The organism is Ensifer sp. WSM1721 (genome assembly GCF_000513895.2).
In the GTDB taxonomy this organism is placed as follows: domain Bacteria; phylum Pseudomonadota; class Alphaproteobacteria; order Rhizobiales; family Rhizobiaceae; genus Sinorhizobium.
Window position 1 is genome coordinate 892,727 of sequence record NZ_CP165782.1, and the last position, 24,490, is coordinate 917,216.

General features: G+C 62.3%; 21 protein-coding genes. 12 read left to right on the top strand and 9 right to left on the bottom strand.

Annotation, left to right across the window (positions count from 1 at the left end):
- Positions 1-163: 163 nt before the first annotated feature.
- The 5 genes from M728_RS04335 (at position 164) to gmk (ending at position 5,193) form a co-directional block, all read left to right on the top strand.
- On the top strand, positions 164-400 hold the full coding sequence (locus M728_RS04335) for an acyl carrier protein (RefSeq protein ID WP_003531676.1): 237 nt from the start codon (positions 164-166) through the stop codon (positions 398-400).
- Between the two features lie 221 nt (positions 401-621).
- Complete coding sequence (fabF, locus tag M728_RS04340) at positions 622-1,887, top strand: beta-ketoacyl-ACP synthase II (protein WP_026619196.1); 1,266 nt, start codon at positions 622-624, stop codon at positions 1,885-1,887.
- A gap of 384 nt (positions 1,888-2,271) precedes the next feature.
- Positions 2,272-3,459: an endolytic transglycosylase MltG gene (gene mltG, locus M728_RS04345; RefSeq protein ID WP_026619198.1), complete on the top strand. Its 1,188-nt coding sequence runs from the start codon at positions 2,272-2,274 to the stop codon at positions 3,457-3,459.
- A gap of 183 nt (positions 3,460-3,642) precedes the next feature.
- On the top strand, positions 3,643-4,530 hold the full coding sequence (locus M728_RS04350) for a YicC/YloC family endoribonuclease (protein ID WP_026619199.1): 888 nt from the start codon (positions 3,643-3,645) through the stop codon (positions 4,528-4,530).
- Between the two features lie 3 nt (positions 4,531-4,533).
- Complete coding sequence (gmk, locus tag M728_RS04355; protein ID WP_026612633.1) at positions 4,534-5,193, top strand: guanylate kinase; 660 nt, start codon at positions 4,534-4,536, stop codon at positions 5,191-5,193.
- A gap of 18 nt (positions 5,194-5,211) precedes the next feature.
- On the opposite strand, the gene rsmA is transcribed toward gmk, so the two are convergent.
- The 6 genes from rsmA to lptF form a co-directional block, all read right to left on the bottom strand.
- Entirely contained in the window at positions 5,212-6,036 is an 825-nt protein-coding gene (gene rsmA, locus M728_RS04360; protein WP_026619200.1) for a 16S rRNA (adenine(1518)-N(6)/adenine(1519)-N(6))-dimethyltransferase RsmA, read from the bottom strand.
- Complete coding sequence (gene pdxA, locus M728_RS04365) at positions 6,036-7,064, bottom strand: 4-hydroxythreonine-4-phosphate dehydrogenase PdxA (protein ID WP_026619201.1); 1,029 nt, start codon at positions 7,062-7,064, stop codon at positions 6,036-6,038. The genes rsmA and pdxA overlap by 1 nt, the downstream gene beginning before the upstream one ends.
- 10 nt (positions 7,065-7,074) lie before the next feature.
- Positions 7,075-8,019 (bottom strand): peptidylprolyl isomerase, encoded by a 945-nt coding sequence (locus M728_RS04370; RefSeq protein WP_026619202.1) that lies wholly within the window; start codon positions 8,017-8,019, stop codon positions 7,075-7,077.
- Positions 8,020-8,229: 210 nt separating this feature from the next.
- Positions 8,230-10,578, bottom strand: a complete 2,349-nt coding sequence (locus M728_RS04375) for an LPS-assembly protein LptD (RefSeq protein ID WP_026619203.1) — start codon at positions 10,576-10,578, stop codon at positions 8,230-8,232.
- Complete coding sequence (gene lptG, locus M728_RS04380) at positions 10,578-11,660, bottom strand: LPS export ABC transporter permease LptG (RefSeq protein WP_026619204.1); 1,083 nt, start codon at positions 11,658-11,660, stop codon at positions 10,578-10,580. Before lptG ends, M728_RS04375 begins: the two co-directional genes overlap by 1 nt.
- Positions 11,657-12,829: an LPS export ABC transporter permease LptF gene (lptF, locus tag M728_RS04385; RefSeq protein ID WP_026619205.1), complete on the bottom strand. Its 1,173-nt coding sequence runs from the start codon at positions 12,827-12,829 to the stop codon at positions 11,657-11,659. The genes lptG and lptF overlap by 4 nt, the downstream gene beginning before the upstream one ends.
- Positions 12,830-13,144: 315 nt before the next feature.
- Here lptF and M728_RS04390 point away from each other — a divergent pair, with 315 nt between their 5' ends.
- Positions 13,145-14,638, top strand: coding sequence for a leucyl aminopeptidase (locus M728_RS04390; protein WP_026619206.1), 1,494 nt, complete (start codon positions 13,145-13,147; stop codon positions 14,636-14,638).
- 134 nt (positions 14,639-14,772) lie between these two features.
- Positions 14,773-15,222 carry a DNA polymerase III subunit chi gene (locus M728_RS04395; protein WP_026619207.1) on the top strand — a complete coding sequence of 150 codons (450 nt, stop codon included), beginning with the start codon at positions 14,773-14,775 and terminating at the stop codon, positions 15,220-15,222.
- Between the two features lie 67 nt (positions 15,223-15,289).
- Here the strand turns inward: M728_RS04395 and M728_RS04400 are convergent, their stop codons facing one another.
- Positions 15,290-16,216: a Gfo/Idh/MocA family protein gene (locus M728_RS04400; protein ID WP_026619208.1), complete on the bottom strand. Its 927-nt coding sequence runs from the start codon at positions 16,214-16,216 to the stop codon at positions 15,290-15,292.
- Positions 16,217-16,421: 205 nt separating this feature from the next.
- On the opposite strand from M728_RS04400, the gene M728_RS04405 reads away from it, so the two are divergent.
- Positions 16,422-17,261 (top strand): GNAT family N-acetyltransferase, encoded by an 840-nt coding sequence (locus M728_RS04405; RefSeq protein WP_026619209.1) that lies wholly within the window; start codon positions 16,422-16,424, stop codon positions 17,259-17,261.
- Between the two features lie 181 nt (positions 17,262-17,442).
- On the opposite strand, the gene M728_RS04410 is transcribed toward M728_RS04405, so the two are convergent.
- Positions 17,443-19,332 (bottom strand): ABC-F family ATP-binding cassette domain-containing protein, encoded by a 1,890-nt coding sequence (locus M728_RS04410; protein ID WP_026619210.1) that lies wholly within the window; start codon positions 19,330-19,332, stop codon positions 17,443-17,445.
- A 317-nt stretch (positions 19,333-19,649) separates the two neighbouring features.
- Here M728_RS04410 and M728_RS04415 point away from each other — a divergent pair, with 317 nt between their 5' ends.
- The 3 genes from M728_RS04415 (at position 19,650) to M728_RS04425 (ending at position 23,151) form a co-directional block, all read left to right on the top strand.
- Complete coding sequence (locus tag M728_RS04415; protein ID WP_026619211.1) at positions 19,650-19,931, top strand: hypothetical protein; 282 nt, start codon at positions 19,650-19,652, stop codon at positions 19,929-19,931.
- Between the two features lie 70 nt (positions 19,932-20,001).
- Positions 20,002-20,286 (top strand): hypothetical protein, encoded by a 285-nt coding sequence (locus M728_RS04420; RefSeq protein WP_026619212.1) that lies wholly within the window; start codon positions 20,002-20,004, stop codon positions 20,284-20,286.
- A 207-nt stretch (positions 20,287-20,493) separates the two neighbouring features.
- The gene (locus tag M728_RS04425; protein ID WP_026619213.1) at positions 20,494-23,151 is read left to right on the top strand and encodes an AMP-binding protein; all 2,658 of its coding nucleotides are present in this window, start codon (positions 20,494-20,496) and stop codon (positions 23,149-23,151) included.
- On the opposite strand, the gene M728_RS04430 is transcribed toward M728_RS04425, so the two are convergent.
- A complete protein-coding gene (locus tag M728_RS04430) occupies positions 23,092-23,604 on the bottom strand; it encodes a DinB family protein (RefSeq protein ID WP_026619214.1) in 513 nt (170 codons plus the stop codon). The genes M728_RS04425 and M728_RS04430 overlap by 60 nt on opposite strands.
- Positions 23,605-23,743: 139 nt before the next feature.
- On the opposite strand from M728_RS04430, the gene M728_RS04435 reads away from it, so the two are divergent.
- Positions 23,744-24,433 carry a glutathione S-transferase family protein gene (locus M728_RS04435; RefSeq protein WP_026619215.1) on the top strand — a complete coding sequence of 230 codons (690 nt, stop codon included), beginning with the start codon at positions 23,744-23,746 and terminating at the stop codon, positions 24,431-24,433.
- Positions 24,434-24,490 lie beyond the last annotated feature (57 nt).

Below are 24,490 nucleotides of genomic sequence, written 5' to 3' on the forward strand. Positions count from 1 at the left end.
TCGACCGGTCCGGACAGGCATCCGGCAGCCCTTGCTGCCCTGGGTATCCGCGGTTTCGGTTGGATGGATTGCCCGTTGGGCCATCTTGGTCTATCAGGCGTGATTGAGAGTACCGGTGCCGGAATCGGCGCCGCAAAGAAACATAAGGTCGAGGATCTCCGACATGAGCGATATCGCAGAACGCGTGAAGAAAATTGTTATTGATCATCTTGGCGTCGATGCCGAAAAGGTCAGCGAAGGCGCAAGCTTCATCGATGACCTCGGCGCGGACTCGCTCGACACTGTCGAACTGGTCATGGCATTCGAAGAAGAATTCGGTGTCGAAATCCCGGACGACGCAGCGGACTCGATCCTGACCGTCGGCGACGCCGTCAAGTTCATCGAAAAAGCTCAGGCCTGATCCTTTACGGCTCAAGGCCACCACACGGGCCGCAGCTTGCGGCTCGTGCAGCCCTGGGGAAGTGGGCTGGCCCGCGTTGATTGCGGGTTGCGATCAGCAAAGCGTTCCCGCCTTTCCCTCTGATCGTCATTAACGAGATTTACAATGCTTGCACGGATCGGGATCCTCACGCGTGGCCCGATCCGGCGCTTGAATTGAACAGTCAGGGTGGGTCACGGGTTATGAGACGTGTCGTTATCACCGGTACCGGCATGGTATCTCCTCTGGGTTGCGGAACCGAAGTCAGCTGGTCGCGTCTTCTGGCCAGCCAGAACGCCGCCCGCAAGGTCACCGAGTTCGAGGTCGAGGACCTCCCCGCCAAGATCGCCTGTCGCATTCCCTTCGGTGATGGATCGGACGGCACCTTCAATGCCGACGATTGGATGGAGCCCAAGGAGCAGCGCAAGGTCGATCCCTTCATCGTCTATGCGATGGCCGCCGCGGACATGGCGCTCGCCGATGCCGGCTGGAAGCCCGAGAGCGACGAGGACCAGATCGCGACCGGCGTGCTCGTAGGCTCCGGCATCGGCGGCCTCGAGGGCATAGTCGACGCCGGCTACACGCTGCGCGACAAGGGGCCTCGCCGCATTTCGCCTTTCTTCATTCCCGGCCGCCTGATCAACCTCGCTTCGGGGCAGGTGTCCATTCGCCACAGGTTGCGCGGTCCCAACCATTCGGTCGTAACGGCGTGCTCGACCGGCGCGCATGCGATCGGCGACGCGAGCCGCTTGATCGCGCTCGGAGATGCGGACGTGATGGTTGCCGGCGGTACAGAATCGCCGATCTGCCGCATTTCGCTCGCGGGCTTTGCCGCCTGCAAGGCGCTCTCGACCCAGCACAACGACGACCCCGAAAAGGCGTCGCGGCCCTATGATACCGATCGTGACGGCTTCGTCATGGGCGAAGGCGCGGGCATCGTCATTCTGGAAGAATTGGAGCACGCCAAGGCACGCGGCGCCAAGATCTATGCCGAGGTCATCGGCTATGGCCTCTCCGGCGACGCCTTCCACATCACTGCTCCGTCCGAGGACGGCGAGGGCGCCTACCGCTGCATGCAGATGGCGCTGAAGCGTGCGGGCATCACCGCCGCCGACATCGACTACATCAACGCGCACGGCACCTCCACCATGGCCGACACGATCGAGCTCGGCGCGGTCGAGCGGCTGGTCGGCGACAATGCACCGAAGATCTCCATGTCTTCGACGAAGTCCGCGATTGGGCATCTTCTCGGCGCGGCCGGCGCGGTCGAGGCCATCTTCTCGGCGTTGGCGATTCGCGACAACATCGCTCCGCCCACCCTCAATCTCGAAAATCCTTCGGTCGAGACGAGGATCGACCTCGTGCCGCATGTCGCCCGCAAGCGCGAAATCAACGTGGCGCTGTCGAACTCATTCGGCTTCGGCGGCACCAACGCGTCGCTCATTCTGCGCCGCTACACCGGCAATTGACTATCTGGATCGCGCCGGCTTCGGCGGCGGCGGGGAATGCGGGCGCAAAGCCGCGCGCAGTTTTCGTCCCCCGCATCAGCAGCGGTCGCGATCCTGCTTTTTGCCGCAATGCTCGCTACAAGCTGTCGGAGGAGGAGGTGGCGCTTTCGGCGCCGCCGCCGAAGGGCTATGTTCGCGCAAGGTACATCTGATAATTGCAATATGCCCGTTGCTCTGCAGCGCCGCGCGTCCGCCGGACGTGCTAAATTGCTGCAACACTTTGAATCGCTGCATGGTTTGTCTCCATATTCATGCAGTATCACGTCACACTGGCCGCCGGTCTAAGCCGAAATTCGCACCGGCGGTGGTAGGAGTGAGGTTGCGGATTTCGGATTCGGGATAATCGTGAGCGACTCAAACGATAACAGCGCGGCACAATTCGGCCGCAATGAAGCCGGGAGCAATGGGCCGATCATTCCGAAATCGGCAAACGAGGCGCTGCGGCCGGAAAAGGTTCCGCAGCCTCCCAAGCGATCGCGCAAGGCGCGCAGCCAGATCGTCATCTTCTTGAACTTCGTCATGACGGTGATCGTATTCGTGGCTCTCGCAGCCGCCGGCGCGGTCTATTACGCGATGCACGAATACGAGAAGCCCGGTCCGTTGGGGGCGAACAAGAATTTCATCGTTCGCAGCGGCGCCGGCATCAGCGAAATTGCCGCAGGCCTCGAGCGCAACGAGATCATTACCGACAGCCGCGTCTTTCGCTTCGTCTCCGAGGCTTATCTCGACGATGAGACGCTGAAGGCCGGCGAGTACGAGATCAAGGCCCGCTCCTCGATGCAGGAGATCATGCAGCTCCTGAAATCCGGCAAGTCCATCCTCTATTCCGTCTCGCTGCCGGAAGGGCTGACCGTGAAGCAGATGTTCGGCAAGCTCGCCGATGACCCTGTGCTCGTCGGCGAGCTGCCGACTGAGCTGCCCCCGGAGGGCTTCCTCAGGCCGGACACCTACAAGTTCACGCGCGGCACGAAACGCGCCGAGATCGTCCAGCAGATGATCTCTGCGCAGAAGGCGCTGGTCGAGCAAATATGGGAGAAGCGTGATCCGGATCTGCCGGTTTCGACGATCGAGGAGTTCGTGACGCTCGCCTCGATCGTCGAGAAGGAAACGGGGCGCGCCGACGAGCGGCCGCGCGTCGCTTCCGTCTTCATCAATCGGCTGGAGAAAGGCATGCGTCTACAGTCGGACCCGACGATCATCTATGGTATCTTCGGCGGCGAGGGCAAGCCGGCCGACCGGGCAATCCTGAAGTCGGACCTGGACAAGATGACGCCCTACAACACCTATCTGATCAAGGGGCTGCCGCCGACGCCGATTGCAAATCCGGGCCGGGCGGCGCTCGAAGCCGTCGCCAATCCGTCGCGCACGCCTGAGCTTTATTTCGTCGCCGACGGTACAGGCGGGCACGTCTTCGCCGAGTCGCTGGAGGAGCACAATGCCAATGTCCGGCGCTGGCGAAAACTGGAGGCCGAAAAGGCGGCGGAGGCGGCCAAGGCGGCCCAGGATGCCGTCACGCAGACCGGGGCCCAGTAACGAAGGTCGCATGTGGACGACGTGATCGCGGCGCGGATATCCCTTGCGGGATGCCGCGCCGCCGCCTTATTGCTTCTGCAACTGCAGCGCCGCGGCTTGCCGGACGCAAAAAGTCGCTGCAGCACTTTGGATCCCTGCATGTTCCCGATTTCAGGAAGCACGCAGCAGCGAATGGAGGAAATCATGCCGCTCCAATCGATGACCGGCTTTGCCAGGAGAGAGGGGAGCAGCGGCCGCTATCGCTGGGTCTGGGAACTGCGCTCCGTCAACGGCAAGGGGCTCGATCTACGGCTTCGCCTGCCGCCCGGCCTCGAGCGCTTCGAGCCCGACTGTCGACGCCTTGCTTCGCAATACTTCTCCCGCGGCAACCTGCAGATCGGCCTGTCGCTCAACGGCGCGGAAACGACCGTCCAGGCGGTCGTCAACAGGGAGGCGTTGGCCGCGGTCCTTAAGCTTCGCGAGCAACTCGGCGATTTCGTCGATCCGGCGCCGCTCAGGTTCGACACGCTGCTTTCGCTTCGCGGCATCGTCGATTTTCGTGAACCTGAGGAAAGCGAGAGCGAGCGCGCGGTGCGCGACGCCGAGGTCCTCGCCGGCCTGGAACTCGCCCTGACCGATTTGAGGACGATGCGTGAGGAGGAGGGCAGAGCGCTCGGCCAAGTTCTGCTTGCGCAGGTGGATCGCATCGAGCAACTGACGGCGACCGTTGAAAACGATCCATCCCGCAGCCCGTCGGCCATCGCCGATAGGCTGGCGCAGCAGGTCGCCCTCATCATGGACAACACATCCTCCGTAGACCGCGAAAGGCTGCATGCGGAGGTGGCCCTGCTTGCGACGAAGGCCGACTTCAGAGAAGAACTCGACCGACTCGGCTCGCACATCGCGGCCGCGCGCGATCTTCTGACGAGAGGGGGGCCGGTTGGGCGCAAGCTCGATTTCCTTGCACAGGAATTTAACCGCGAATCGAATACGATCTGCTCGAAGTCGAATGCCGCCGCCGTTTCCGCCGCCGGTATCGAGCTGAAGGTCGTGATCGACCAGTTCCGCGAACAGGTTCAGAATCTGGAGTAGCATATGAAGCCGGCGACCGTTTCGCCCATCAAGATCGCCCGCCGCGGGCTGATGCTCGTGATTTCGTCACCATCGGGCGCGGGGAAGTCGACGATTGCGCGCAACCTGCTCGAAGCGGACCCGGAATTGAGCATTTCGGTGAGCGTGACGACGCGTCAGCGGCGACCGAGCGAGATCGAGGGACGACACTATTATTTCAAGACGATCCGTGAATTCGAAGCCTTGCGAGCGACGGATTCCCTGCTCGAATGGGCGGAGGTGCACGGCAATTTCTATGGCACACCACGCGATGCCGTCGAGAAAGCAATGGCTGAAGGTCGCGATATGCTCTTCGATATCGACTGGCAGGGCGCCCAGCAATTGCAGGAAAAGATGGCCGGCGACGTCGTCTCGATCTTCATCCTGCCGCCCTCCATGGCCGAGCTGCAGTCTCGGCTGCACCGGCGCGCCGAAGATAGCGAAGAGGTGATCGCGACGCGGCTCGCCAATTCGCGTGCGGAAATCGAGCATTGGCGGGAATACGACTACATCGTCGTCAACGATGATCTCGACCGCGCCTTCTCGGCCGTGCGCGCGATCGTCGAAGCCGAGCGCCTGCGCCGCGACCGCCGTCCCGGCCTGTTCGAGTTCGTCAACGGATTGTTGACGGAAAATCCATTCTGAGGCTGCCAGCCGCGCACTTCAAAGGCAATTGGCCAATCGGCAAAATTCTTCGACGGTGAGCGTTTCGGCGCGCCGCTGCGGGTCGATGTCCGCCCTTGCGAGCAGCGCCTCGCCGCCGAGCGGCTTCAGGCTCTGGCGGAGCATCTTGCGGCGCTGGCCGAAGGCAGCCTGGGTCACTTTCTCTAGGGACGCGGCGGAACAAGGGATTGGATTCTCGATCGGCTCGAGATGGACGACCGTCGAGGTTACTTTCGGCGGCGGCGTGAAGGCCTGTGGCGGCACGTCGAATGCGAGACGGGCCTTCGTCCGCCAGCCGCAGAGAACGCCGAGCCGTCCGTAGTGGTCGTCATCGGCACCGGCGACGATCCTGAGGCCGACCTCGCGCTGGAACATCAGCGTCATCGATTGCCAGAAAGGCGGCCAGCGCTCGGGCAGCAGCCAGTTGACGAGAAGCTGCGTGCCGACATTGTAGGGCAGATTGGCGATGATGCGCACCGGACCCTCGGCAAGCGCCTCGAAATCCACCTTCAGGGCGTCGCCTTCGATGACCTGGAGCCTTCCCGGATAATGTGCGCCGATCTCTGCGAGCGCCGGCAGGCAGCGCGCGTCGCGTTCCACCGCCACCACTTTTCTGGCGCCGAGTGCGAGGATCGCGCGCGTGAGGCCGCCTGGACCGGGGCCGACTTCGATAACGGTCACGTCCTCGAGCGGACCGGCGGTGCGCGCAATCTTCTGGGTCAGGTTGAGATCGAGCAGGAAGTTCTGTCCGAGCGCCTTCTTCGCGTCGAGACCATGGCGCCGGATGACGTCGCGCAGCGGCGGCAGACCGTCGAGTGCCGCCATCAGCGGTTTGCTCCTTCGGCATTGCCGGCAAGCTCGGCGGCGAGCCGCAGGGCTGCCAGAAGACTGTCCTCGCGTGCGATCCCTTTCCCGGCCAGGCTGAAAGCGGTGCCGTGGTCCGGAGAGGTCCGGATGAACGGCAGGCCGAGGGTAACATTGACGCTGTCGTCGAAGCCGAGCGCCTTGGCGGGGATCAGCGCCTGGTCATGATACATGCAGATGGCGACGTCATAGGTCTCCCGCGCCCGGTCGTGAAACATGGTGTCCGCCGGCAACGGCCCGGTGACGTCCAGTCCCTCGGCGCGCAGACGGTCGATGACCGGGCGGATGACGGCGTCGTCCTCACGGCCGAGCGCTCCCCCTTCGCCCGCGTGTGGATTGAGGCCGGCAACCGCCAGCCTGGGCTTCGGTAGGCCGAAGCGGCTCTTAAGGTCGGCGGCCGTGATCGTACAGGTTCGGTAGATCAGGTCCGGCGTCAGCGCTTTCGGAACGTCTTTCAGCGGAATGTGGATGGTGACAGGAACGGCGCGCAGCTTCGGTCCCGCCAGCATCATCACCGGCAAGGCTGCGACCCCTGTCGCTTGCGCCGCGAGCTCGGCGAGATACTCCGTGTGGCCCGGAAAGCGGAAGCCCGCCTCGTAGAGCACGGCCTTTGCAATCGGATTGGTGGCGACCGCCGATGCTTCGCCGCTCATCGCAAGCCGCACGGCCGTGTCGATCGCACCGGTTACGGCAGAAGTGTTCGCCGCATCCGGTTGGCCGGCGACAACAGGGGCGGGGCAGGGGATAGGCCATACGGGGATGGCCTGCTCGAAAACGGAGGATGCTCCGAAGCTATCGGTTTCGCGTATCGGCACCGTTTGACCGAGAGCTTTGGCGCGTGCCGACAAGACCGCAGGGTCACCGATAAAGAGGAACGATGGCGTTGCCCGCTCGGTCCGTTTTGCCCACACGGCAAGGCTGATATCCGGACCGATACCGGCCGGATCGCCCATCGTCAGGGCGACCGGCCTGCCGCGCATCTCGTTCATGATGGCCCGCTTATTTGTTGACGATCTGCGCCTTCGAACGCAGTTCTTCGAGGTACTTCTCGCTGTTCGGGTCCTGCCCGCCCGCCTTCTTCTTGCCGAGGTCCTCGGCGCGGAAGACGATCTCGGCGGCGGTATCGTCGTTGACCTGCCGCTTTTTGCAGATTGCCAGATATTCCACGCCCTTCTCGGTGACGAGCGTCCCGGTCGTCATGCCGTCTCCCGCTTTTTCGACGAGCGGCTTCCACTCCTCCGGCAATTGCTGCGCCAGCAAGCGACCGAGACTGCGGATCGAGACGTCACGATAGTTGGCCGCGAAGGCCTTCGATGTTTCGCAGCCGGGGAATTGCGAGCGTGACGCATTCGCTTCGGCCTGTCGTTTTGCCGTGATCGCGCCTCGCTTGGATTCGGGGATGACGAAAATGACCTGCTGGAGGAAGTATTCCGTCGTCACCGGCTTGTTGCCGCCGCCTTCCATCATGCGCTTGACGAGGTCGCCGCCGGTAAGGCGATTAGCGCTGCCGTAGCGGAAGTTGACGACACGCGGCCAACTCATCTGCACGGCGATGTATTGCTTGAAATGCTCGACGCCGACGCCGGCCTGCTCGAGGATCTTGCCGAGTTGCTCCGGTGAAAGCTTGTTTCCGGCTGCAAAGCGTGCGTAGGCCGCGTCGACGTCGCTCGTGCTGACGGATTGCTGGACGCGAGCGATTTCGGCGCGTTTCAATGTTTCGTCGATGAGCTGCTGCTTTGCTTCGGCCGCGCCGCCGCCCTGTCGTTGAAGGCGGAGAAAGGCGGCCCGCTTCGCGATGTCGCCCGAGGTGATCACGGTGTTGTTGACGATCACCTTGACCTCGCTCGCGGCCCTCACAGCCGTATTCGCGGCAATGCTCAGCACCCCGGCCAAGGCCAGTGCCGAGAGCGCCCGCACCATCGAGTTTTTCCCGCCCATTTTCATTTCCCTACTCGTCCCCCCGCGCCAAAGCTGCCCGCGACCGCCTGCCGTTCCGTCAGCCCGCGCCTTCCGGTGTCAATTGGAGGCAAATGCATAATACATGCGGCCAAACGATGACAAGACCGCACAATCAAACGGGAGCGCGACGGCTGCAGCCGCGCTCTCTTCGATGCCGCAGGGGAGACGGGGCAAGGCGGAACGCTTGCCTCGGTCTTAGAAATAATCCAGCTCCTCGAATCTGGTCTCGCCGACATTGATGTCGCCGAGTGTGCGGAAGCTGATGCGGGCGCCGATCGACCAGTCGTTCGCAACCGAATTGTCGGGGTCGCGCTCCTGCTTGTAGACGATCGAGAACAGCGTGTCCTGGTCGTCGTAGGTGATGCCGAGCCCGTTGCGCGAGACCACGCCGTTGTTGATGTCATAGGTCAGCGCGCCAAATACGGACCAATAGTCGTGGAATCGATAAGCGGCCGCCGTCTGGATTTCGTCCTGGTCGGAGGCCGAACCGTAGAGCGGCTGTGCCTCGATGCGCGTATAGGTAAACGCGGCCTGCCAGTTCAAGCCGAGATAACCGACCGTCGCATCGGCGCGGCGCAGGTCGAAGTCCCTCTCGTCCAACCGGCCCGAGAGGCTCGCCATCAGGCCGGAGGGTGCGTCGATGCCAACCATTGCGACATAGTCGGAACTGTCGGTCTCGAGGCCCGAATCCGCGCCGACCTTGACGAGATCGTCCGTCGCGAAGGAGTTGAGGCCGGCGAGATGGAAGGACTGGCCGGCAATGGCGCGCAGGCTGTAGCCGTTGTCGAAGCTGCCGGTATAGCGGAAGCCGACATTGGCGCGCGTGCCGCCTTCGATGCGGTCGTATCCTGAGAACTTGTCGCGATCGAAGAGATTGGTTGCGTCGAAGACGAAGCTCTGCGCGTCTTCGTTAGGTAGCCCGCCGGCATACTGTTCGTCGGGACGCGCGTAGATCTGGCCGATCGGCTCCAGAATGTGGGTGCTTCCTTCGCCGACAAAGAGGATCGGATAGCGCGCTTCCAGTCCGGCGGTCAGCATGCGCCGCGTAACCGCATCGCTGCTGTTGAAGTTGCCGGTATAGCCGATAGGATCGTCCACATTGACGCCCAAGGCATCGCCACGTGCCGCAAGCAGCGGCGTCAGCACGAGGCCCCCGGGCGCGATGAAGGTGCGCTTCCACTCGACCTCGCCAGTCAGCCTGTGCGACGTGCCCTCGAGCCCGCGAAAGCGATCGACGCCGAATACCGTCGTATCGCGATCGAGACGGTTGCGCTTGACGTTCGTCAGGTTGAAATCGGCGGTGAGTTCGCCGCCGAAAACGGGCCCCGGCGCGGTGTAGGAATAATCGAGGACCTGAGCGATTGGCTGTTGGTTTTCCTCGATGCTGTCGGGATCGGCGTCCTGGATGTCGAAATAGAATGCCCGCAGGTCGAAATAATTGCGCTTGCCGAGGCCCGTAAGATAGGCCTGATTGACATAGGTGCTGCTGTCGAAGCCCTGCAGGTCATAGGTCCTGGCAAAGTTGTTGTCCGACTGGACGAGCACGTTCCAGCCGAAGGTCCAGCGGGGATTGATTTCGAACTTGCCTCGCGAGCCTATCATGCCGCGATTGGTTTCCAGCGCGTCGACGGTACCGGCCGTGAATTCCTCCCTGTCCATTTGGCTGATGCCGGCAACGTTCAGCGTGTGCAGACCATTGTGGAACTGCTGGCGGAACTCGCCCTCGAGCAGGAATCCCTGGCGCGTCAGCCCGGTCGCCGTGATCGTCGCGTCCATATAGGGCGAGATCGCCCAGTAGTAGGGTACGCCTACACCGGCGCCGAGCTTCTGCGTGTAGCGGAACTGCGGGAAGAGAAAGCCGCTCTTGCGTTTGACCGTATGGTCCGGGATTTCCATCACCGGAATATAGGCGATCGGTTTGCCGAAGAGCTCGAAATAGGCATGTTCCAGCCGAATCGTGCGCGTGCGGCCGTTCTGGACGATGCGCTGGGCCTTGATGTGCCAGAGTGAGCGGTGTTCCGGCTTGATATTGCAGGGCGTACAGGCCGTATAGACGGCCTTGTTCAGGATGAATTCCTCGCCGCTGCGTCGCTCGCCCGTCTCTGCCGCCAGTCGCGTCAGATCGGTGGTCTCGATCCTGAGTGCCTCGACGAAACCGTCGCCGAAATCGTCAGTGACATCCATCCTGTCGGCATAGACGACATTGCCGCCGGGTTCGACCAACTGGATATCGCCGGTTGCAAGGATACGGCCGGTCTTCTGGTTATAATCGACCTGGCGGGCCACCATCTTGTAGCGGCCGTACTCGATCTGGACGTTCCCGCGCACCGTTACGATTTCCGCGTCGCGGTTGTACACAAGTTCGTTGGCCGTCAGCAGGAGTTTGGCGTCAGCCGGAATATTCGGCTGCAGCTCGTCGATTCGCGTTGCTGTGTCCTGCGCCAAGGCCGGCGCATCCATTCCGATGGCAAGGGTATGCAGCGCCACGCCTGCAAGCAGGGCAGCTTTGATAAGCTTCATGCGTTCGCGGTTGCCTACCGCCACTAGCCATCCTCCTGATGCAGTAGAATCGTCGAGCCCAGCGCCATCGCTACAACAACCGGTAGCCAGGCTGCAACGAACGGAGGCACGATGCCGCTGCTCCCGAATGCTTTGACAAGCACGGTGACGACATAAAGCACGAAGCCCGAAAGGATTCCACCGAGAATCACCGAACGCGATTGGTTGAACCGGCTAAATTTTAGCGACACACAGGCGGCGATCAGCGTCATCGCGACGAGAAGCAGCGGCAACGACAGGAGCGAATGAAACTGCGTCTCCATCGCGTTGGTGGAAAAGCCAAAGGACCGGGCCACCTCGATTTTCCGCGGAAGGTCAAAAAACTGAATAGAATCAGCCTTTGCCAAGCGTTCCTGGACGAAATCCGCCTTCAAATTGGTGGGAAGCTGTGCCGTTTCCAAACGACGCGGCAGCCGCCCGATCTCGGTTTCGACGACGTTGTTAAGAAGCCAGTAACCATCTTCGAGTTTCGCCGACTTGGCATCCTGTCGGCTGGTGATCGTGCCCTGTGGATCGAAGTGGATGACGGTCACGTTGATAAGCTCCGTGCCGCCGTTCTGGACGGAGCGCGCGCCGATGATCGTATCGGTGCCATTATAGATCTGGCGTAGCCACGGGACCGAGTTCGTTGCGGCCGAACGGGACGAGCCCCACTCGGCCTCGAGGGCTTCGGCCTTCTTCGTTCCCCAGGCGGAAAGCGGGTTCAGCGCGATCACGGCGAGCACGCCGAAAAGAAACGCGCCCAGAACGAAGGGGCGAAGAAACTGCCAGACGGAAATGCCGGCCGCTCGCGTGACGACCAGCTCATAGCGTCGGTTGAGGGAGATCAGCGCAGCCATGGCGGCAAAGAGCGCCACGAAGGGGACGGTCTGCTGCAGGATCGTCGGAATGCGGAACGCGGTCATCAGCAGCGCGCCGGTGACCGAATAGTGCGGCAAGTTTGACATGCGGCTGGTGAGTTCGCTGAAATCGATGATGAAGATCAGCGTGAAGATGCCGACGAGGAACCAGAAGGTGGTGATCGCGTAGCGCTTGAAGAAGTAGCGTCCGAGCGTGTCGAGGATCATGATGGCTGCTCCCCGTCGGCGCCTGCCGGGCGCATGAGCCGAAGCCGAATCATGATGTCCGAAAGCTTTTCCTGCCACGTCGTCGGTATGTCGAGACGGCTATTGCTGGCGAGTTGGTGGATGGCGAACGCGCCGGTCGCCAGCGGGATCAAATACATGAGCGGCACGAACCACAGCGAATCTTCCGCGCTGTTGCCGGCGTAGAAGGTCATCCAGCGAATGACCAGCGCGGCGCCGAGCGCGCTGATCATCGGGTGCACGCGGGCCTCTCGGTGAGAGCGGGCGTCACTGCTGACGACGAGTGCGATGAGGCCGAACAGCAGTGGGAAGGTCCACTCGGTGAAGCGTCGATGCAGCTCCGCCTTAAAGGTCAGGGGAGCTCTCTTGTAGGCCGGGTCTTCCGGATCGGGATTGAGCAGGTAGAAAAGGTCGCGATCCTTGGCGCGGATGTTGGCCTCGCCCGCCATCCTGGTCATGTCCGTCAGGTCGAAGGCATAGGAGTCGAACTTGATCACCGAGACGTTGCCGTCCGGCAGCTTGCGATGGACCTCGCCATCCTTCATCACGAGCGCCGAGCGCTCCTCGTCGACCGCCCCCTCGCGCGCATAGTAGATAAGCTCGAAATTCGGATCGCGCGCATCGGCGACGAAGATGCCGTGAAGAACGCCGCCGCTGCGGCGGGCACCCACTTGCACGTAGAGCCCGTCGGTCACCTTGCGGAAGGCGTTTTCCTGCACGACAGAAGCGAGCAGATCGGCATGGGCCGTCGCGATCATCTTGCGCACGGCGACGCGCGAATAGGGCTCGACGAAATTGTCTATGGTGAAAGACAGCACGCTGAGCCCGGCGGCGAGATAGATCACCGGCCGGATGATCGACATGCGGGAACTGCCGGCCGCACTGAGTACGGTGAGCTCCGAATCGGTGTTCATGGCGCTCAGCGTTTGCGTGACGCCGATCACCAGGGCGAACGGCAGGATGATCGGAACGACCGAGGGCAGGATCAGCGTCGCAAGCTTCAGAAAGGCGAGGATGGACTGGCCGCTGTCGGTGACGAGGTTCACGTTGGTGAGCGCTTGCGTCGTCCACACGATGCCGAGCAGCGGCAGGAGCGTTGCGAGGAACATGATCGCGGCGCGCCGGAAGATGTAGCGTTCGATCAGCTTCATGTCCGTATACGGTCCAAGATCCTGTTCAAGTTTCAGTGCCTTTCCGTCGCCGGCGCGTTGCCGCTACGCTTCGCCAGCCGATCGGACCGGCCTTCGTTTCGCCTCGCTGTCAGAATCTGAAACAACAAGGAAAATATAAGACGAAGAACTGCGGTTAACCGCATGTAAACATGTGCGGCCATCTTGCCAAGCGCCTCAAAAGCGAGAAGGGTGCGCGCCACAGCTTTGACCATGGCCGACATCGAGAATGTCCGCCAGTGTAGCCGTCCGGTAACAGGCCGGCGGCCACCACATCAGAAGTGCCCGGAGCCCTGCATGCCGATGAAATTCGAGTTCACTTTCAGCAAGTCCCATCGCCCGGCCGGCGGCGTCGCGGTCCTCCTGCAGACCGCGGGCGCCAAAGAAGCAGCCGGAGCGGAGGTCGCCGATCCGGAAGGCGTTCTCGCGAAGGCGGCAAAGATCGGCAAGTTCACCGGCAAGGCGCTGTCGACCCTCGACGTCATCGCGCCGCACGGCTCGCCGGCCGACCGGATCCTTCTTCTTGGCGTCGGCGATGCGGCCGCGGTGCGCGACCATGACTGGCTGAAGGCGGGTGGCGCAGCGGCCGCGAAGCTGCGCTCCGCCGAAAAGGTCACGATCTTCCTCGATGCACCCGGTATCGACGTCACCGGCAAGGCCGCCGCGGACTTCGCCCTCGGCATGGAAATGAACGCCTATGCCTTCGAGAGCTACAAGACCAGGAAATCGGACGACGAGCCGAAGACGGCGCAAAAGCCAATCAAGGTGACGATCGTCACCGGCACCGTGATTGCGGCGAAGAAGGCTTTCGCGACCGCCCAGGCGATCGGCGAAGGGGTGTTTCTCGCACGCGATCTCGTCAACGAGCCGGCAAACGTCCTCGGTCCGGTGGAGTTTGCCGCGCGGGCAAAGGAACTTGAAAAGCTCGGCGTCGACGTCGAAATCCTGACCGAGCGGGACATGAAGAAGCTCGGCATGGGCGCGCTGCTCGGCGTCGCGCAGGGCTCCTCAAGGCCGCCGCGGCTGGTCGTCATGCAATGGAAGGGCGGGAAGGCGAAGGACAAGCCGCTCGCCTTCGTCGGCAAGGGTGTCGTGTTCGATACCGGCGGCATTTCGATCAAGCCCGCCTCCGGCATGGAGGACATGAAAGGCGACATGGGCGGCGCGGCAGCCGTGACCGGTCTCATGCACGTCCTTGCCGCGCGCAAGGCGAGCGTCAATGCTGTCGGCATTCTCGGACTGGTGGAGAACATGCCGGACGGCAGCGCCCAGAGGCCGGGCGACATCGTGACATCCATGTCCGGGCAGACGATCGAAGTCATCAACACCGACGCCGAAGGCAGGCTCGTCCTCTGCGATGCCCTCTGGTATTGCAGCGATCGCTTCAAACCGCAGTTGATGATCGATCTCGCGACGCTGACCGGTGCCATCATGGTGGCGCTCAGTAATCATTATGCCGGGTTGTTCTCTAACGACGATCGGCTGGCCGAGCAATTGCTTGCGGCCGGTACCGCAGCGCACGAGCGCCTGTGGCGCATGCCGCTCGGCAAGGAATACGACAAAATGATCGACAGCAAGTTTGCCGACATGAAAAACACCGGTGGCCGGCACGGCGGCTCGGTAACCGCGGCGCAGTTCCTGAAGCGTTTCGTCAAGGACACGGCCTGGGCCCATCTCGACATCGCCGGCACGGCCATGGGCTCGCCGACCGATGAAATCAACCAGTCCTGGGGTTCGGGCTTTGGCGTGCGCCTGCTCGACGAACTTGTCCGCGCGAATTACGAATCCTGACCGCCATCGGTACTGCATGTTTCCTCAGATCGTAGCCGATTAAGGACAAAAACATGCAGCAATTCAAAGTGCTACAGCGTCCTTTGTACGTCTGAACAGACGCACGGCGCTGTAGGTGTCCGGGATAGATCGGCATGACCGAGATTCTTTTCTACCATCTGACGGAATCGAAACTCGAAGACGCTCTGCCGCCGCTGCTCGACAAGAGCATCGAGCGCGGCTGGCGGGTGGTCGTACAGACGGTCGACGCCGAAAGGCGCGACGCGCTGGACGCGCATCTCTGGGTCTATCGCGACGACAGCTTCCTGCCGCACGGCACGGATTCGGGCTACTTCGCCACCGAGCAGCCGATTCTCATCGTGGCCAATGACGGCAACCAGAATGCTGCGACCGTGCGTTTTTTGGTCGATGGTGCCGAACCGCCCGAGGTCTCGGGCTACGAACGGGTCGTCTTCATGTTCGACGGCTATGATCAGCAGCAACTCGAAGCGGCACGCGGCCACTGGAAGCGGCTCAAGGGTGAGGGGCACACGCTTACCTATTGGCAGCAGAACCGGGACGGCCGCTGGGAGAAGAAAGCCTGACAGCTCTCGAAAGCGAGAAGGCCCACGGCTTTAGCCGCGGGCCTTCTTGTGAAAGGCAGCGAAACGCTCAGTCGTGGAATGCTTCCACGAACTTGCGGCGGCCGAGCATGAAGGCGTCTGCAACATGCCGGAGCGGCGCGAGGTCGACATCCGATCTGCCGGCCCTGATGATCTCGGCGAAACGGCGATACAGCATCGGATACTCCTGCTCCGGCTCCTCGTGCACGATCTTGCCGTCCACGGCAAGTTTCGCGCCGCCTTCGGAGAGAACCATCTCCCCGGCATCGGTCTCCGCGATGATGTCCCAGCTCTGCTTGCCCGTTTGGCGCCAGTCGAACTCGGCGGAAACGCTGAGCTTATGGGCATCGCTGAAGGCGATGGTGGCGGCAATCGGGGCGTCGCGGTTCTCGGGGAATTCCAGCGTCGCGGAGGTGATGAAGACGGGGCGGGGCAGGATATGCGTGACGATCGAAAGGGCATTGATGCCCGGATCGAAGACGCCGAGGCCGCCGGCCGCCCAGATCCATTCCTGATTCGGATGCCAATGGCGGACATCCTCCTTCCAGATGATCTTGGCGCTGCGGATCGTCGTCGACGCTAGAAAGCTCTTGGCGGCTTCGACCGCCGGTGCATAGCGGGAATGCCAGCTCGCAAACAGCGAAAGGCTCTTTGCCGCCGCCAAAGCTTCGAGGTCGGCGACCTCGCTCAGGGTCGCGCCCGGCGGTTTTTCGAGGAACACGTGCTTGCCTGCGTCGAGCGCTACGCGCGCGGCCGCGTAGCGGTACTGCGGTGGCATGCAGAGCGAAACCGCTTCGATAGCAGGCACTGCGTCGAGCATGGCCTCGATGGATTTGAAGTTATCGATGCCGTCGACGGTCCCGTGGCGGCTCGCCGCCGCGATCAGTTGATAGTCGGCATTCTTCGCAAGCGCCGGCAGATGCTGATCGCGCACGATCTTGCCGACGCCGACAATGGCAATTCGAATGGGGGCCATGGTGTTTCGCTCTGATTAGTATGATTTATTCTCGACCCTTGTAGCAGATTGGGAACGGCGGGCAAGCCGGCTTCCAATTGCGAAATTAAGCCGTCGCCTTGGGTGGACAAGATGGGATGCGAATCTATTTTCCCGTCTCGGAGAGCGAACCGCGCTTTTCGATTCACCGGTCCGGACCGCCCGAGAAGCCTAGTCGAGGATTGCCATGCCAGATATTCGTCACGCGACTCGGGCCGAGCTCGACACGATCATCGACTGGGCCGCGAAGGAAGGTTGGAACCCGGGACTCGAGGACGCCAATGCATTTTGGGCCGCGGATCCGGAAGGCTATTGGGTCGCGACCGAGGATGATGTCCTGGCGGCCGCCATCTCCGTCGTGCGCTATGGCAGCCAATACGCATTCCTCGGACTCTATATCGCTGAACCGGCTTATCGCGGCAGGGGCATCGGCCTGGCGCTCTGGAAGCACGCGATTGCTCGTGCCGAGGGGCGAACCATCGGCCTTGACGGGGTCGTGGCACAGCAGGAGAATTACCGCAGGTCCGGCTTCGCCTGGTCGCACGCGAACATCCGCTATGCGGGAGTCGTCGATGTCACCGAGCCGCCGGGTACGAACCTTATCGATGTCGCACCGGTCCATGCTGCGGCTCTCATCGACTATGACCGCCGCTTCAATCCGGCACGCCGCGATGCTTTTCTGCACGAATGGACAAAACAGTTGCAGACGCGGCGCAGCGTCGTGCTGCTGCGCGACGGCACGATCGTCGGCTACGGCACGATCCGGGCCTGCCGCGAGGGCTTCAAGATCGGTCCGCTCTTTGCCGATAACGAAACCGGGGCCGATCTGATCTTCCGCAAGCTTGCCGCCGGCACCAAGCGGGCGCTGATCCATCTCGACATCCCTGAGCCGAACGCCTCGGCGCGGGCGCTTTGCGCGCGGTACAACATGAAGCCGGTGTTCGAGACGGCGCGTATGTACCGCGGCCCGGTGCCGGACCTGCCGCTCGCACGGATTTACGGCATCACGACGTTCGAGCTCGGCTGACCAGCGTGCGATGAGAAAAAGTGGACGGTCTTCTGACCGCATCCCGCGCAAACTTATTAGAAACGACTATGGTCATGATCTTAGGTCGATCCAACCTCAATCATCGTGACCTAATTCTTTGAAACTCCGCAATTCCGGACGGAAAACCGTTACACACTTTTCCTGGAATTGCTCTAAAGTCTCAACCCGTCATCGCTTCCTCGTATTCGGCCGACAGCTCGAGCCAACGCTCTTCCGCCTCGGCGAGCTTCGCCGCCGCATCGGCCCGCTCCTTTGCCCGCTGTGCCGCCCTTGCCGGCGCTTTTTCATAGAAGGCGGGGTCGGCAAGCTCCGCATCGAGCGCTTGAATCAGTTTCTCGAGTTTTCCCGTCAACGATTCGATCTCGTTGATCTTTTTCCTGAGCGGCGCGAGCGACGCGCGCTTGTCGGCATTGGCCCGACGCTGGTCGGCCTTCGACAGAGCCTCGTCCGCTCCGTTGATTCTCGACCTTTCATCCTTCGGCTTCGGGCCGCCGACGATCAGGCTGCGATAATCGTCTAGGTCGCCGTCATAGCTCGTGACCGTTCCGTCATTTACCAGCCAAAGCCGGTCGGCGGTCGCTTCGATCAGGTGCCGATCATGCGAAATGAGGATGACCGCGCCGGAATAGTCGTTGAGGGCTGCGATCAGCGCGTTGCGGCTGTCGATGTCGAGATGGTTGGTCGGCTCGTCGAGGATCAGCAGGTTCGGCGCATCGAAGGCTGCAAGCCCCATCAGGAGCCGTGCCTTTTCGCCGCCGGAAAGGTCCTTGGCGGCCGTGTCCATCTTTTCCGTGGCAAGCCCCATCTGCGCGACGCGCGAGCGCACTTTCGCCTCCGGAGCGTCCGGCATCCGGCGGCGCACGTGCTCCACGGCGCTCTGTGTCGGAATGAGATCGTCCAGTTGGTGCTGGGCGAAGAAACCGATCTTCAGGGCCGGGGCGATTCGCACTTCGCCTGCTTCGGCCGCAAGGCGGCCAGAGATGAACTTCGCGAAAGTCGACTTGCCGTTGCCGTTGGAGCCGAGCAGCGCGATGCGGTCGTCCGTGTCGATGCGGAGGTTGAGCCTCTTCAGGATCGGCTTTCCCGGTTCGTAGCCGACCGCGCCGCCCTGGATCGCCACGATGGGCGAGGCGATCTGCTTTTCCGGGTCCGGAAAGGTGAAGCCTTGAACGTGCTCCTCGATCACCGCCGCGACGGTGCCCATGCGTTCTAGCGCCTTGATGCGACTTTGCGCCTGGCGAGCCTTGGACGCCTTTGCCTTGAACCGGTCGATGAAGCTCTGCAGGTGCTTGCGCGCCGCTTCATTCTTGGCGCGTGCCTTCATCTGCAATTCGTCGGCTTCAGCTTTCTGCCGCTCGAACTGATCGTAGGAGCCGCGGTAGAAATTAAGCTTCTTCTGGTCGAGGTGAACGATCGCGTTCACCGCGGTGTTCAGAAGATCGCGGTCGTGGCTGATGATGATGACCGTGTGCGGATAACGGCGGATATACTCCTCGAGCCAGAGGGTGCCCTCGAGGTCGAGGTAGTTGGTCGGCTCGTCGAGGAGCAACAGGTCGGGCTGCGAAAACAGGACGGCCGCGAGCGCCACGCGCATGCGCCAGCCGCCGGAAAAGGACGAGGCGGGGCGCTTCTGCGCCTCGTGGTCGAAGCCGAGGCCGGCGAGAATGCTTGCCGCGCGGGCTTCTGCGGAGTGGGCGCCGATATCGGCGAGCCGCGTCTGGATTTCCGCTATCCGGTGGGGGTCGCTTGCGGTTTCCGCCTCGGCGATGAGCGCTGAGCGTTCCTTGTCGGCCTTGAGCACGATATCTATCAGCGGTTCGTCCGTGCCCGGTGCCTCCTGCGCCACCTGGCCGATCCGCGCGTTCTTGGGCAGGGAAACGCTCCCTGACTCCGCAGCCAGATCACCGGTAATGACCCGGAAGAGCGTCGATTTGCCGGCGCCATTGCGCCCGACGAGGCCCGCCTTCGTACCCGCCGGAAGCGTCACGGAAGCGTTTTCGATGAGCAGACGGCCCGCGACGCGGGCGGAGAGGCCGGTGATCTGGATCATGTCCGGCCTTTTGCCCGGACTTTCGGGGGAAGGCAAGAGGTTCGCGAGGCCCTCCTGTCTCCCGCGGCGGTAAGCACGCGCCGGGCGATTTCAAGGGGTGATTGTTATGGATTCATGGAAAACGTGTTCCGATAATCAATACTTCTAAACCTCATGATGAGGCACCACATGTTTCGTCGGAGAGCGCGGAATGGCTCTTCTGACCCCTTGATCGGATCGGGCGCCCATCGGCCAGGCCACCGCGTCTCGACTGAAAAGTTCCGGTCACAGGTGGTCTCGACGAAACCGTCGTTCAAACGAACGACCGATCAGGAGTGATGATCATGAGGAACGCAATCCACACCGCTCTCGCCGCTATTCTTGTAGCCACTGCCGTTCTCGGCGGCGCATCCGCTGCCTTCGCCGGCGGTAGCTACTATGAGGGCGTCAGCGACAAGCCGCTCTTCACCGAGCGTGCTCCGAAGGCAGCCAACGAGGCCGCTGTTCGTCGCGAAAATGGCTCCATCGACCGCACATCCACCGGTTCGGTAGGCTATTCCTCGCAGCCGAACCTGATCTCCGGCGGTGAGGGCGAGTATTACCAGGGCCTGACCCGCTAACGGCCGCGCCCAAAGGCAACATCACGGGGCTCGCAAGTCCCGTGACCACTTTTCAGCAGGGAACAATTGCATGAAAAAGTCCATCGCAGCCCTTCTCGTTGCGACTGCCTTTGTAGGCGGCGCCTCGACCGCCAATGCCGGCGGCAGCTATTATGAGGGTGCCAGCTCTGCGCCGCTCTTCACCGGGCGAGCCGCCGCTTCTGCCGGGACCGGCGTTTCGGCCGGCACGGCCGATCGCGGCGATTACTATGCCGGTGTCGATAACAAGTCCGTCGATGCGACGGCAACCGGCGCGATCGCCGGTGGAAGCACGGCAGTGAAGCTCCTCGGCGGAAGCACTGAGGACAACCGCTGAAGTCAAGCGAGCGGGCGTGCTCCTCCCACACGTGCCGCTCGGCCCCGCAACGGCGGAATGGCCCGGTCCCGATTGTCGGCCCGGGCCTTTCTTTTCCACCCGACCGGTGCTGCCAATTGCCGCATCAGCCGATGCGGATATCGCTATTTTTAGCTTCGCATTGATACTTGACTATTATAGTCAGCAATAATATGCCGCCTTGCTAAAATGGAGGTGACTTTGGGCGCTGGCGATTATTCGATGTCCCCGTTGTGTGTTGCAAGTCTGGCCGCGCGGGGCGATCGACCGGCGCTCCTCTATCCCGGCGGACGAACGGTGAGCTACCGGGAGCTTGCCGAGCGCGTCGCTCGCCAGGCTTTGCAGTTGCGCGGCGCGCGCAGCCTGGTAATGCTGGAGGCGGAGCTTTCGGAGCATTCCATCGTCGCTTATCTTGCGGCGCTTGAGGCCGGGCACGCCGTCGCCATGCAGGGACAGGCTTCCCTTGACAGGGACCGCGACGTCTTCAGGCCGGAATTTTGCTACCGCCGCTTCGATGGTCGCTGGCGGATGGAGCGATCGGAGGGAGACACGGTCGCTCCCCACCCTGATCTCGCAGTGCTGCTCTCGACGTCCGGCAGCACCGGGCACGGGAAAAGCGTGCGGCTTTCCCGGATGAACATTCAATCCAACGCATCGTCGATTGCCGAATATCTCGGCCTGACGGCGGCGGATAGGAGCTGCCTTATCCTGCCGCTCCACTATTCCTACGGCCTTTCCGTGCTGAACGCCCACCTCACAGTCGGTGCGAGCCTCTACATCCCCGGTGGCTCCATTCTCGATGAGGGCTTCCTCGACGGGCTTACCGCAAGCGGCAGCACCAATATCTCGGGCGTTCCCTATTCTTACGACCTTCTCGAAAAGGTCGGCTTCCGGGACCGGTATTTCCCCCATCTGCGCTTGATGACGGTTGCCGGCGGGCGCTTGTCGCCCGGCACGGTCCGCCTATACAACGAGCACCTCTCGGTGCGCGGCGCTCGTTTTTTCGTGATGTACGGCCAGACCGAGGCCACGGCCCGAATGGCCTATATGCCGCCCGAGCGACTCCGAGGCAGGGAAGATCGGATCGGCCTCGCCATACCGGGCGGCAATCTGACGATAGAGGATGAGGACGGGCGGCCGGTCACCGGGCCAGATCAGGCCGGCGAGCTTGTTTATCGCGGCCCTAATGTGATGATGGGCTACGCCTCCTCGCGCGCCGACCTCACGCGCGGCGCCGAGCTTTCGGAACTCAGAACCGGCGATCTTGCCATGAGGGACGCGGATGGTTTCTTCCGCATCGTCGGGCGTACAAAGCGCATATCGAAGATCGCGGGGCTTCGCATCGGACACGATAGCCTGGAAGCGGCGCTCGAACGGCAGGGCATCGCCGCCGCCGTCGTCGGCAATGACGCCGAGATTCATGCCTACTATTCCGGTCAAAGCGAAGCCGAAGAGATCCGTCGGCTTCTGGTCGAGGCAAGTGGACTAACATTGCTGCAGATCAGGGCCTCTCGGGTCAGCGCCCTGCCGCGCCTGGAATCGGGCAAGATCGATTATCAGGCACTTCGCAGTCGCGCGAATGGCAGACTTTCCGTTGCCGCCGAAAATCAGAGCGTCGAGGCTCTTTTCAATCAGCTTTTCTACCCGAAAAAAGTTCGGCCGGAGGACAGTTTCCTGTCGCTCGGCGGCGATTCACTACGCTTCGTTCAGCTTTCGATCGGTCTTGAAAGGATACTGGGAGAGGCGCCAGAGACTTGGGAGAGGATGCCGGTCGCATCATTGGCGGCGTCCGGGCGGCGCGAGAGCAGGTGCCGTCAGATCGGCACCGATCTCCTGATCCGGGCGCAGGCCATCCTGCTCGTCGTTCTGCACCACGAGACCTTGTGGCCCATCCCGGGCGGATCAGCGGCGATGGTCATTCTCGCCGGCTACGGCCTCGCCCGGTTCCAGAGCCATGTCCTGCTCTCGGGCGCGGTGCTGAAGCTCCTGCGGCCGCTGGCGCAAATCCTCGTTCCCTACTACCTGATCGTGGCGGGCTACACGCTTGCCTGGGGCGAGGTGCCCTGGGCCTCCGTCTTCCTCGTCGGCAATTTCGGCTTCGCCGATCCCGAGCGCCACAGCATGGTGCCCTATCTCTACTGGTTCATCGAAGCCTATTGCCAGATGTTGCTCGTGTTTGCGGCGCTCTTCGCAGTGCCCTTCGTCAGGCGCGGGGCGATGGCGAGGCCTCTTGCCACCGGGATGGGGCTTTTCGCTGCGGCGTTCGCCGCGCGTTTGGCGCTGCCGCTTCTCGTGGACATCGGCAACCGCCAGATATTCACCCTACCATGGATCTTCTACATGGCAGTTCTCGGCTGGTGCGCGGCAATGGCCGAAACATGGCGCCAGCGCTCAGCCGTGATGCTGGCGGGCGCGGGGGTGTTTCTTTTCCTCGGGCTCTATGAAGGCGTGTGGATTGGCACGAAGATCAAATACTTGCTGCAGATCGCGGTTCTCGCCGCGCTGCTCTTTCTGCCGCGCATTCGGGTGCCGCGATGGAGTACTCAGTTGATCCTGCCGCTCTCCGCCGCGGGTTTTCATGTCTATATCCTGCATCGCTTCGTGCCGGAGCTCCTGCTCCCACCGCTGCAGCCGTTCCTCCCTCCGCTCGTCTTCGCCCTTTGCTCCATCCTCGGAGGCATCCTGCTCGGGGTCGCGGCCTGGTTGGCGCAGCGCCAGCTACTCAAATGGCTCGCCGAGGAGGGCAGCGCGATCGAGTGGCGAAGCAGGCTTAAACACTGGCTTGCCTCAGATCGCCCACTTCTCGCCCTCGGTCCGCAGGAAGAAAACCAGGTCCAGCGTCAGTGACGGGCGCCCCAGCGCCGTCAATGTCGCATGCGCCTGGCCGCGGTGATGGGTCTGGTGGTTGAAGAAATGCGCGAGCGTCGGTCCGAGCTTTTGTGTGATATCGCCCGGCATGGTCAATGGTGAGTAGGTGAAGTGCGCGTTAAGCCGCGCCTCGTCGAGGCTGCCGACCCAGGCGACGATGCGTTCGTCCTCCGCCGCCCGCGCCGCGGTCAGTGCGGCGAGGTCTTCGTGGAGGATCGCATCGAGCCTCGAGGGCGCCTCGCCCTCGCGCGTGAACCGCTTCATCCAGATCCGGTCGGCGGCGAGCAGGTGGTTGAGCGTCCCGTGCAGCGAGCCGAAGAAGGCTCCCTTGTTCTCGCGGAACTCGGCATCGGAGATCTCCGCGGCGGCCGCGTAGAGCCGGCGGTTGGCCCAGCGATTGTAGTCGGCAAACATTCGAAAATGATCGAGCATCGGCGATCTCCTCGTAGGATCCCTCACGCTACCGCGAATCTGTATTCCGGTGTCGAATGCTACTTATGAAATTTAATGATTTGATCTGAGAGCGTGTCTCCCGTCGAATGGACCACTGACACCGTCAGAAGGAGACCGCATGACCCGCACGCTTTACGCACTCTCTGGAACCGACAAGGCCCGCCCGTTTTCACCGCATGTTTGGAAGACCAAGCTTTCGCTCGCACATAAGGGGCTCCCATTCGACGTCACCCCGGTTGGCTTTACCGAGATCCCGAAGCTGGAGCAGGGTGCGACGAAGATCGTCCCGCTGCTGCGCGATGGCGACAAACTCGTGAATGACAGCTTCGAGATCGCGCTTTACCTTGAGACCACCTATCCCGAGCGGCCGACATTGTTTGCCGGCGAGGGCGGCAAGGCGATGGCCCGCTTCGTCGAGGGGTGGTCGCAGATGGCGCTTCATCCGGCGATCGTGCGCATTGCGATCATGGATATTCACGACCGCCTCGATCCGGTGGACCAAGCCTATTTCCGGACAAGCCGCGAGGAACGCTTCGGAAAATCGCTGGAGGCGGTCGCCGAGACCGGGCGGGCGGATATTGAAACGTTTTCGGCAAAGCTCGAGCCGCTGCGCCACATGCTCAAGTTTCAGCCCTTCCTCGGCGGCGATCGGCCGTTGTTTCCCGATTATATCGTCTTCGGCGCATTGCAATGGGCGCGCATCGTCTCGCCGCACCGACTGCTTGCCGAGGGCGACGTCGTGACCGACTGGTTTGAGCGTTGTCTCGATCTGCACGACGGCCTCGGCCGCTCCGTGACGGCGGCGTGAAACAATTGGCGGGCGGCGGCGAATCATCGCCGCGCCCCCTTGTTTTGGGCGGAATTG

Coding starts and splice junctions, on each gene's coding strand:
- M728_RS04390 (WP_026619206.1), top strand. CDS start 13,145: ATGCCGATGAAATTCGAGTTCACTTTCAGCAAGTCCCATCGCCCGGCC.
- lptG (WP_026619204.1), bottom strand. CDS start 11,660: ATGATCCTCGACACGCTCGGACGCTACTTCTTCAAGCGCTACGCGATC.
- M728_RS04395 (WP_026619207.1), top strand. CDS start 14,773: ATGACCGAGATTCTTTTCTACCATCTGACGGAATCGAAACTCGAAGAC.
- M728_RS04420 (WP_026619212.1), top strand. CDS start 20,002: ATGAAAAAGTCCATCGCAGCCCTTCTCGTTGCGACTGCCTTTGTAGGC.
- M728_RS04400 (WP_026619208.1), bottom strand. CDS start 16,216: ATGGCCCCCATTCGAATTGCCATTGTCGGCGTCGGCAAGATCGTGCGC.
- M728_RS04335 (WP_003531676.1), top strand. CDS start 164: ATGAGCGATATCGCAGAACGCGTGAAGAAAATTGTTATTGATCATCTT.
- M728_RS04435 (WP_026619215.1), top strand. CDS start 23,744: ATGACCCGCACGCTTTACGCACTCTCTGGAACCGACAAGGCCCGCCCG.
- rsmA (WP_026619200.1), bottom strand. CDS start 6,036: ATGGCGGCACTCGACGGTCTGCCGCCGCTGCGCGACGTCATCCGGCGC.
- M728_RS04430 (WP_026619214.1), bottom strand. CDS start 23,604: ATGCTCGATCATTTTCGAATGTTTGCCGACTACAATCGCTGGGCCAAC.
- lptF (WP_026619205.1), bottom strand. CDS start 12,829: ATGAAGCTGATCGAACGCTACATCTTCCGGCGCGCCGCGATCATGTTC.
- M728_RS04350 (WP_026619199.1), top strand. CDS start 3,643: ATGCCGCTCCAATCGATGACCGGCTTTGCCAGGAGAGAGGGGAGCAGC.
- gmk (WP_026612633.1), top strand. CDS start 4,534: ATGAAGCCGGCGACCGTTTCGCCCATCAAGATCGCCCGCCGCGGGCTG.
- M728_RS04410 (WP_026619210.1), bottom strand. CDS start 19,332: ATGATCCAGATCACCGGCCTCTCCGCCCGCGTCGCGGGCCGTCTGCTC.
- M728_RS04370 (WP_026619202.1), bottom strand. CDS start 8,019: ATGAAAATGGGCGGGAAAAACTCGATGGTGCGGGCGCTCTCGGCACTG.
- fabF (WP_026619196.1), top strand. CDS start 622: ATGAGACGTGTCGTTATCACCGGTACCGGCATGGTATCTCCTCTGGGT.
- M728_RS04425 (WP_026619213.1), top strand. CDS start 20,494: ATGGAGGTGACTTTGGGCGCTGGCGATTATTCGATGTCCCCGTTGTGT.
- M728_RS04415 (WP_026619211.1), top strand. CDS start 19,650: ATGATCATGAGGAACGCAATCCACACCGCTCTCGCCGCTATTCTTGTA.
- M728_RS04405 (WP_026619209.1), top strand. CDS start 16,422: ATGCCAGATATTCGTCACGCGACTCGGGCCGAGCTCGACACGATCATC.
- pdxA (WP_026619201.1), bottom strand. CDS start 7,064: ATGAACGAGATGCGCGGCAGGCCGGTCGCCCTGACGATGGGCGATCCG.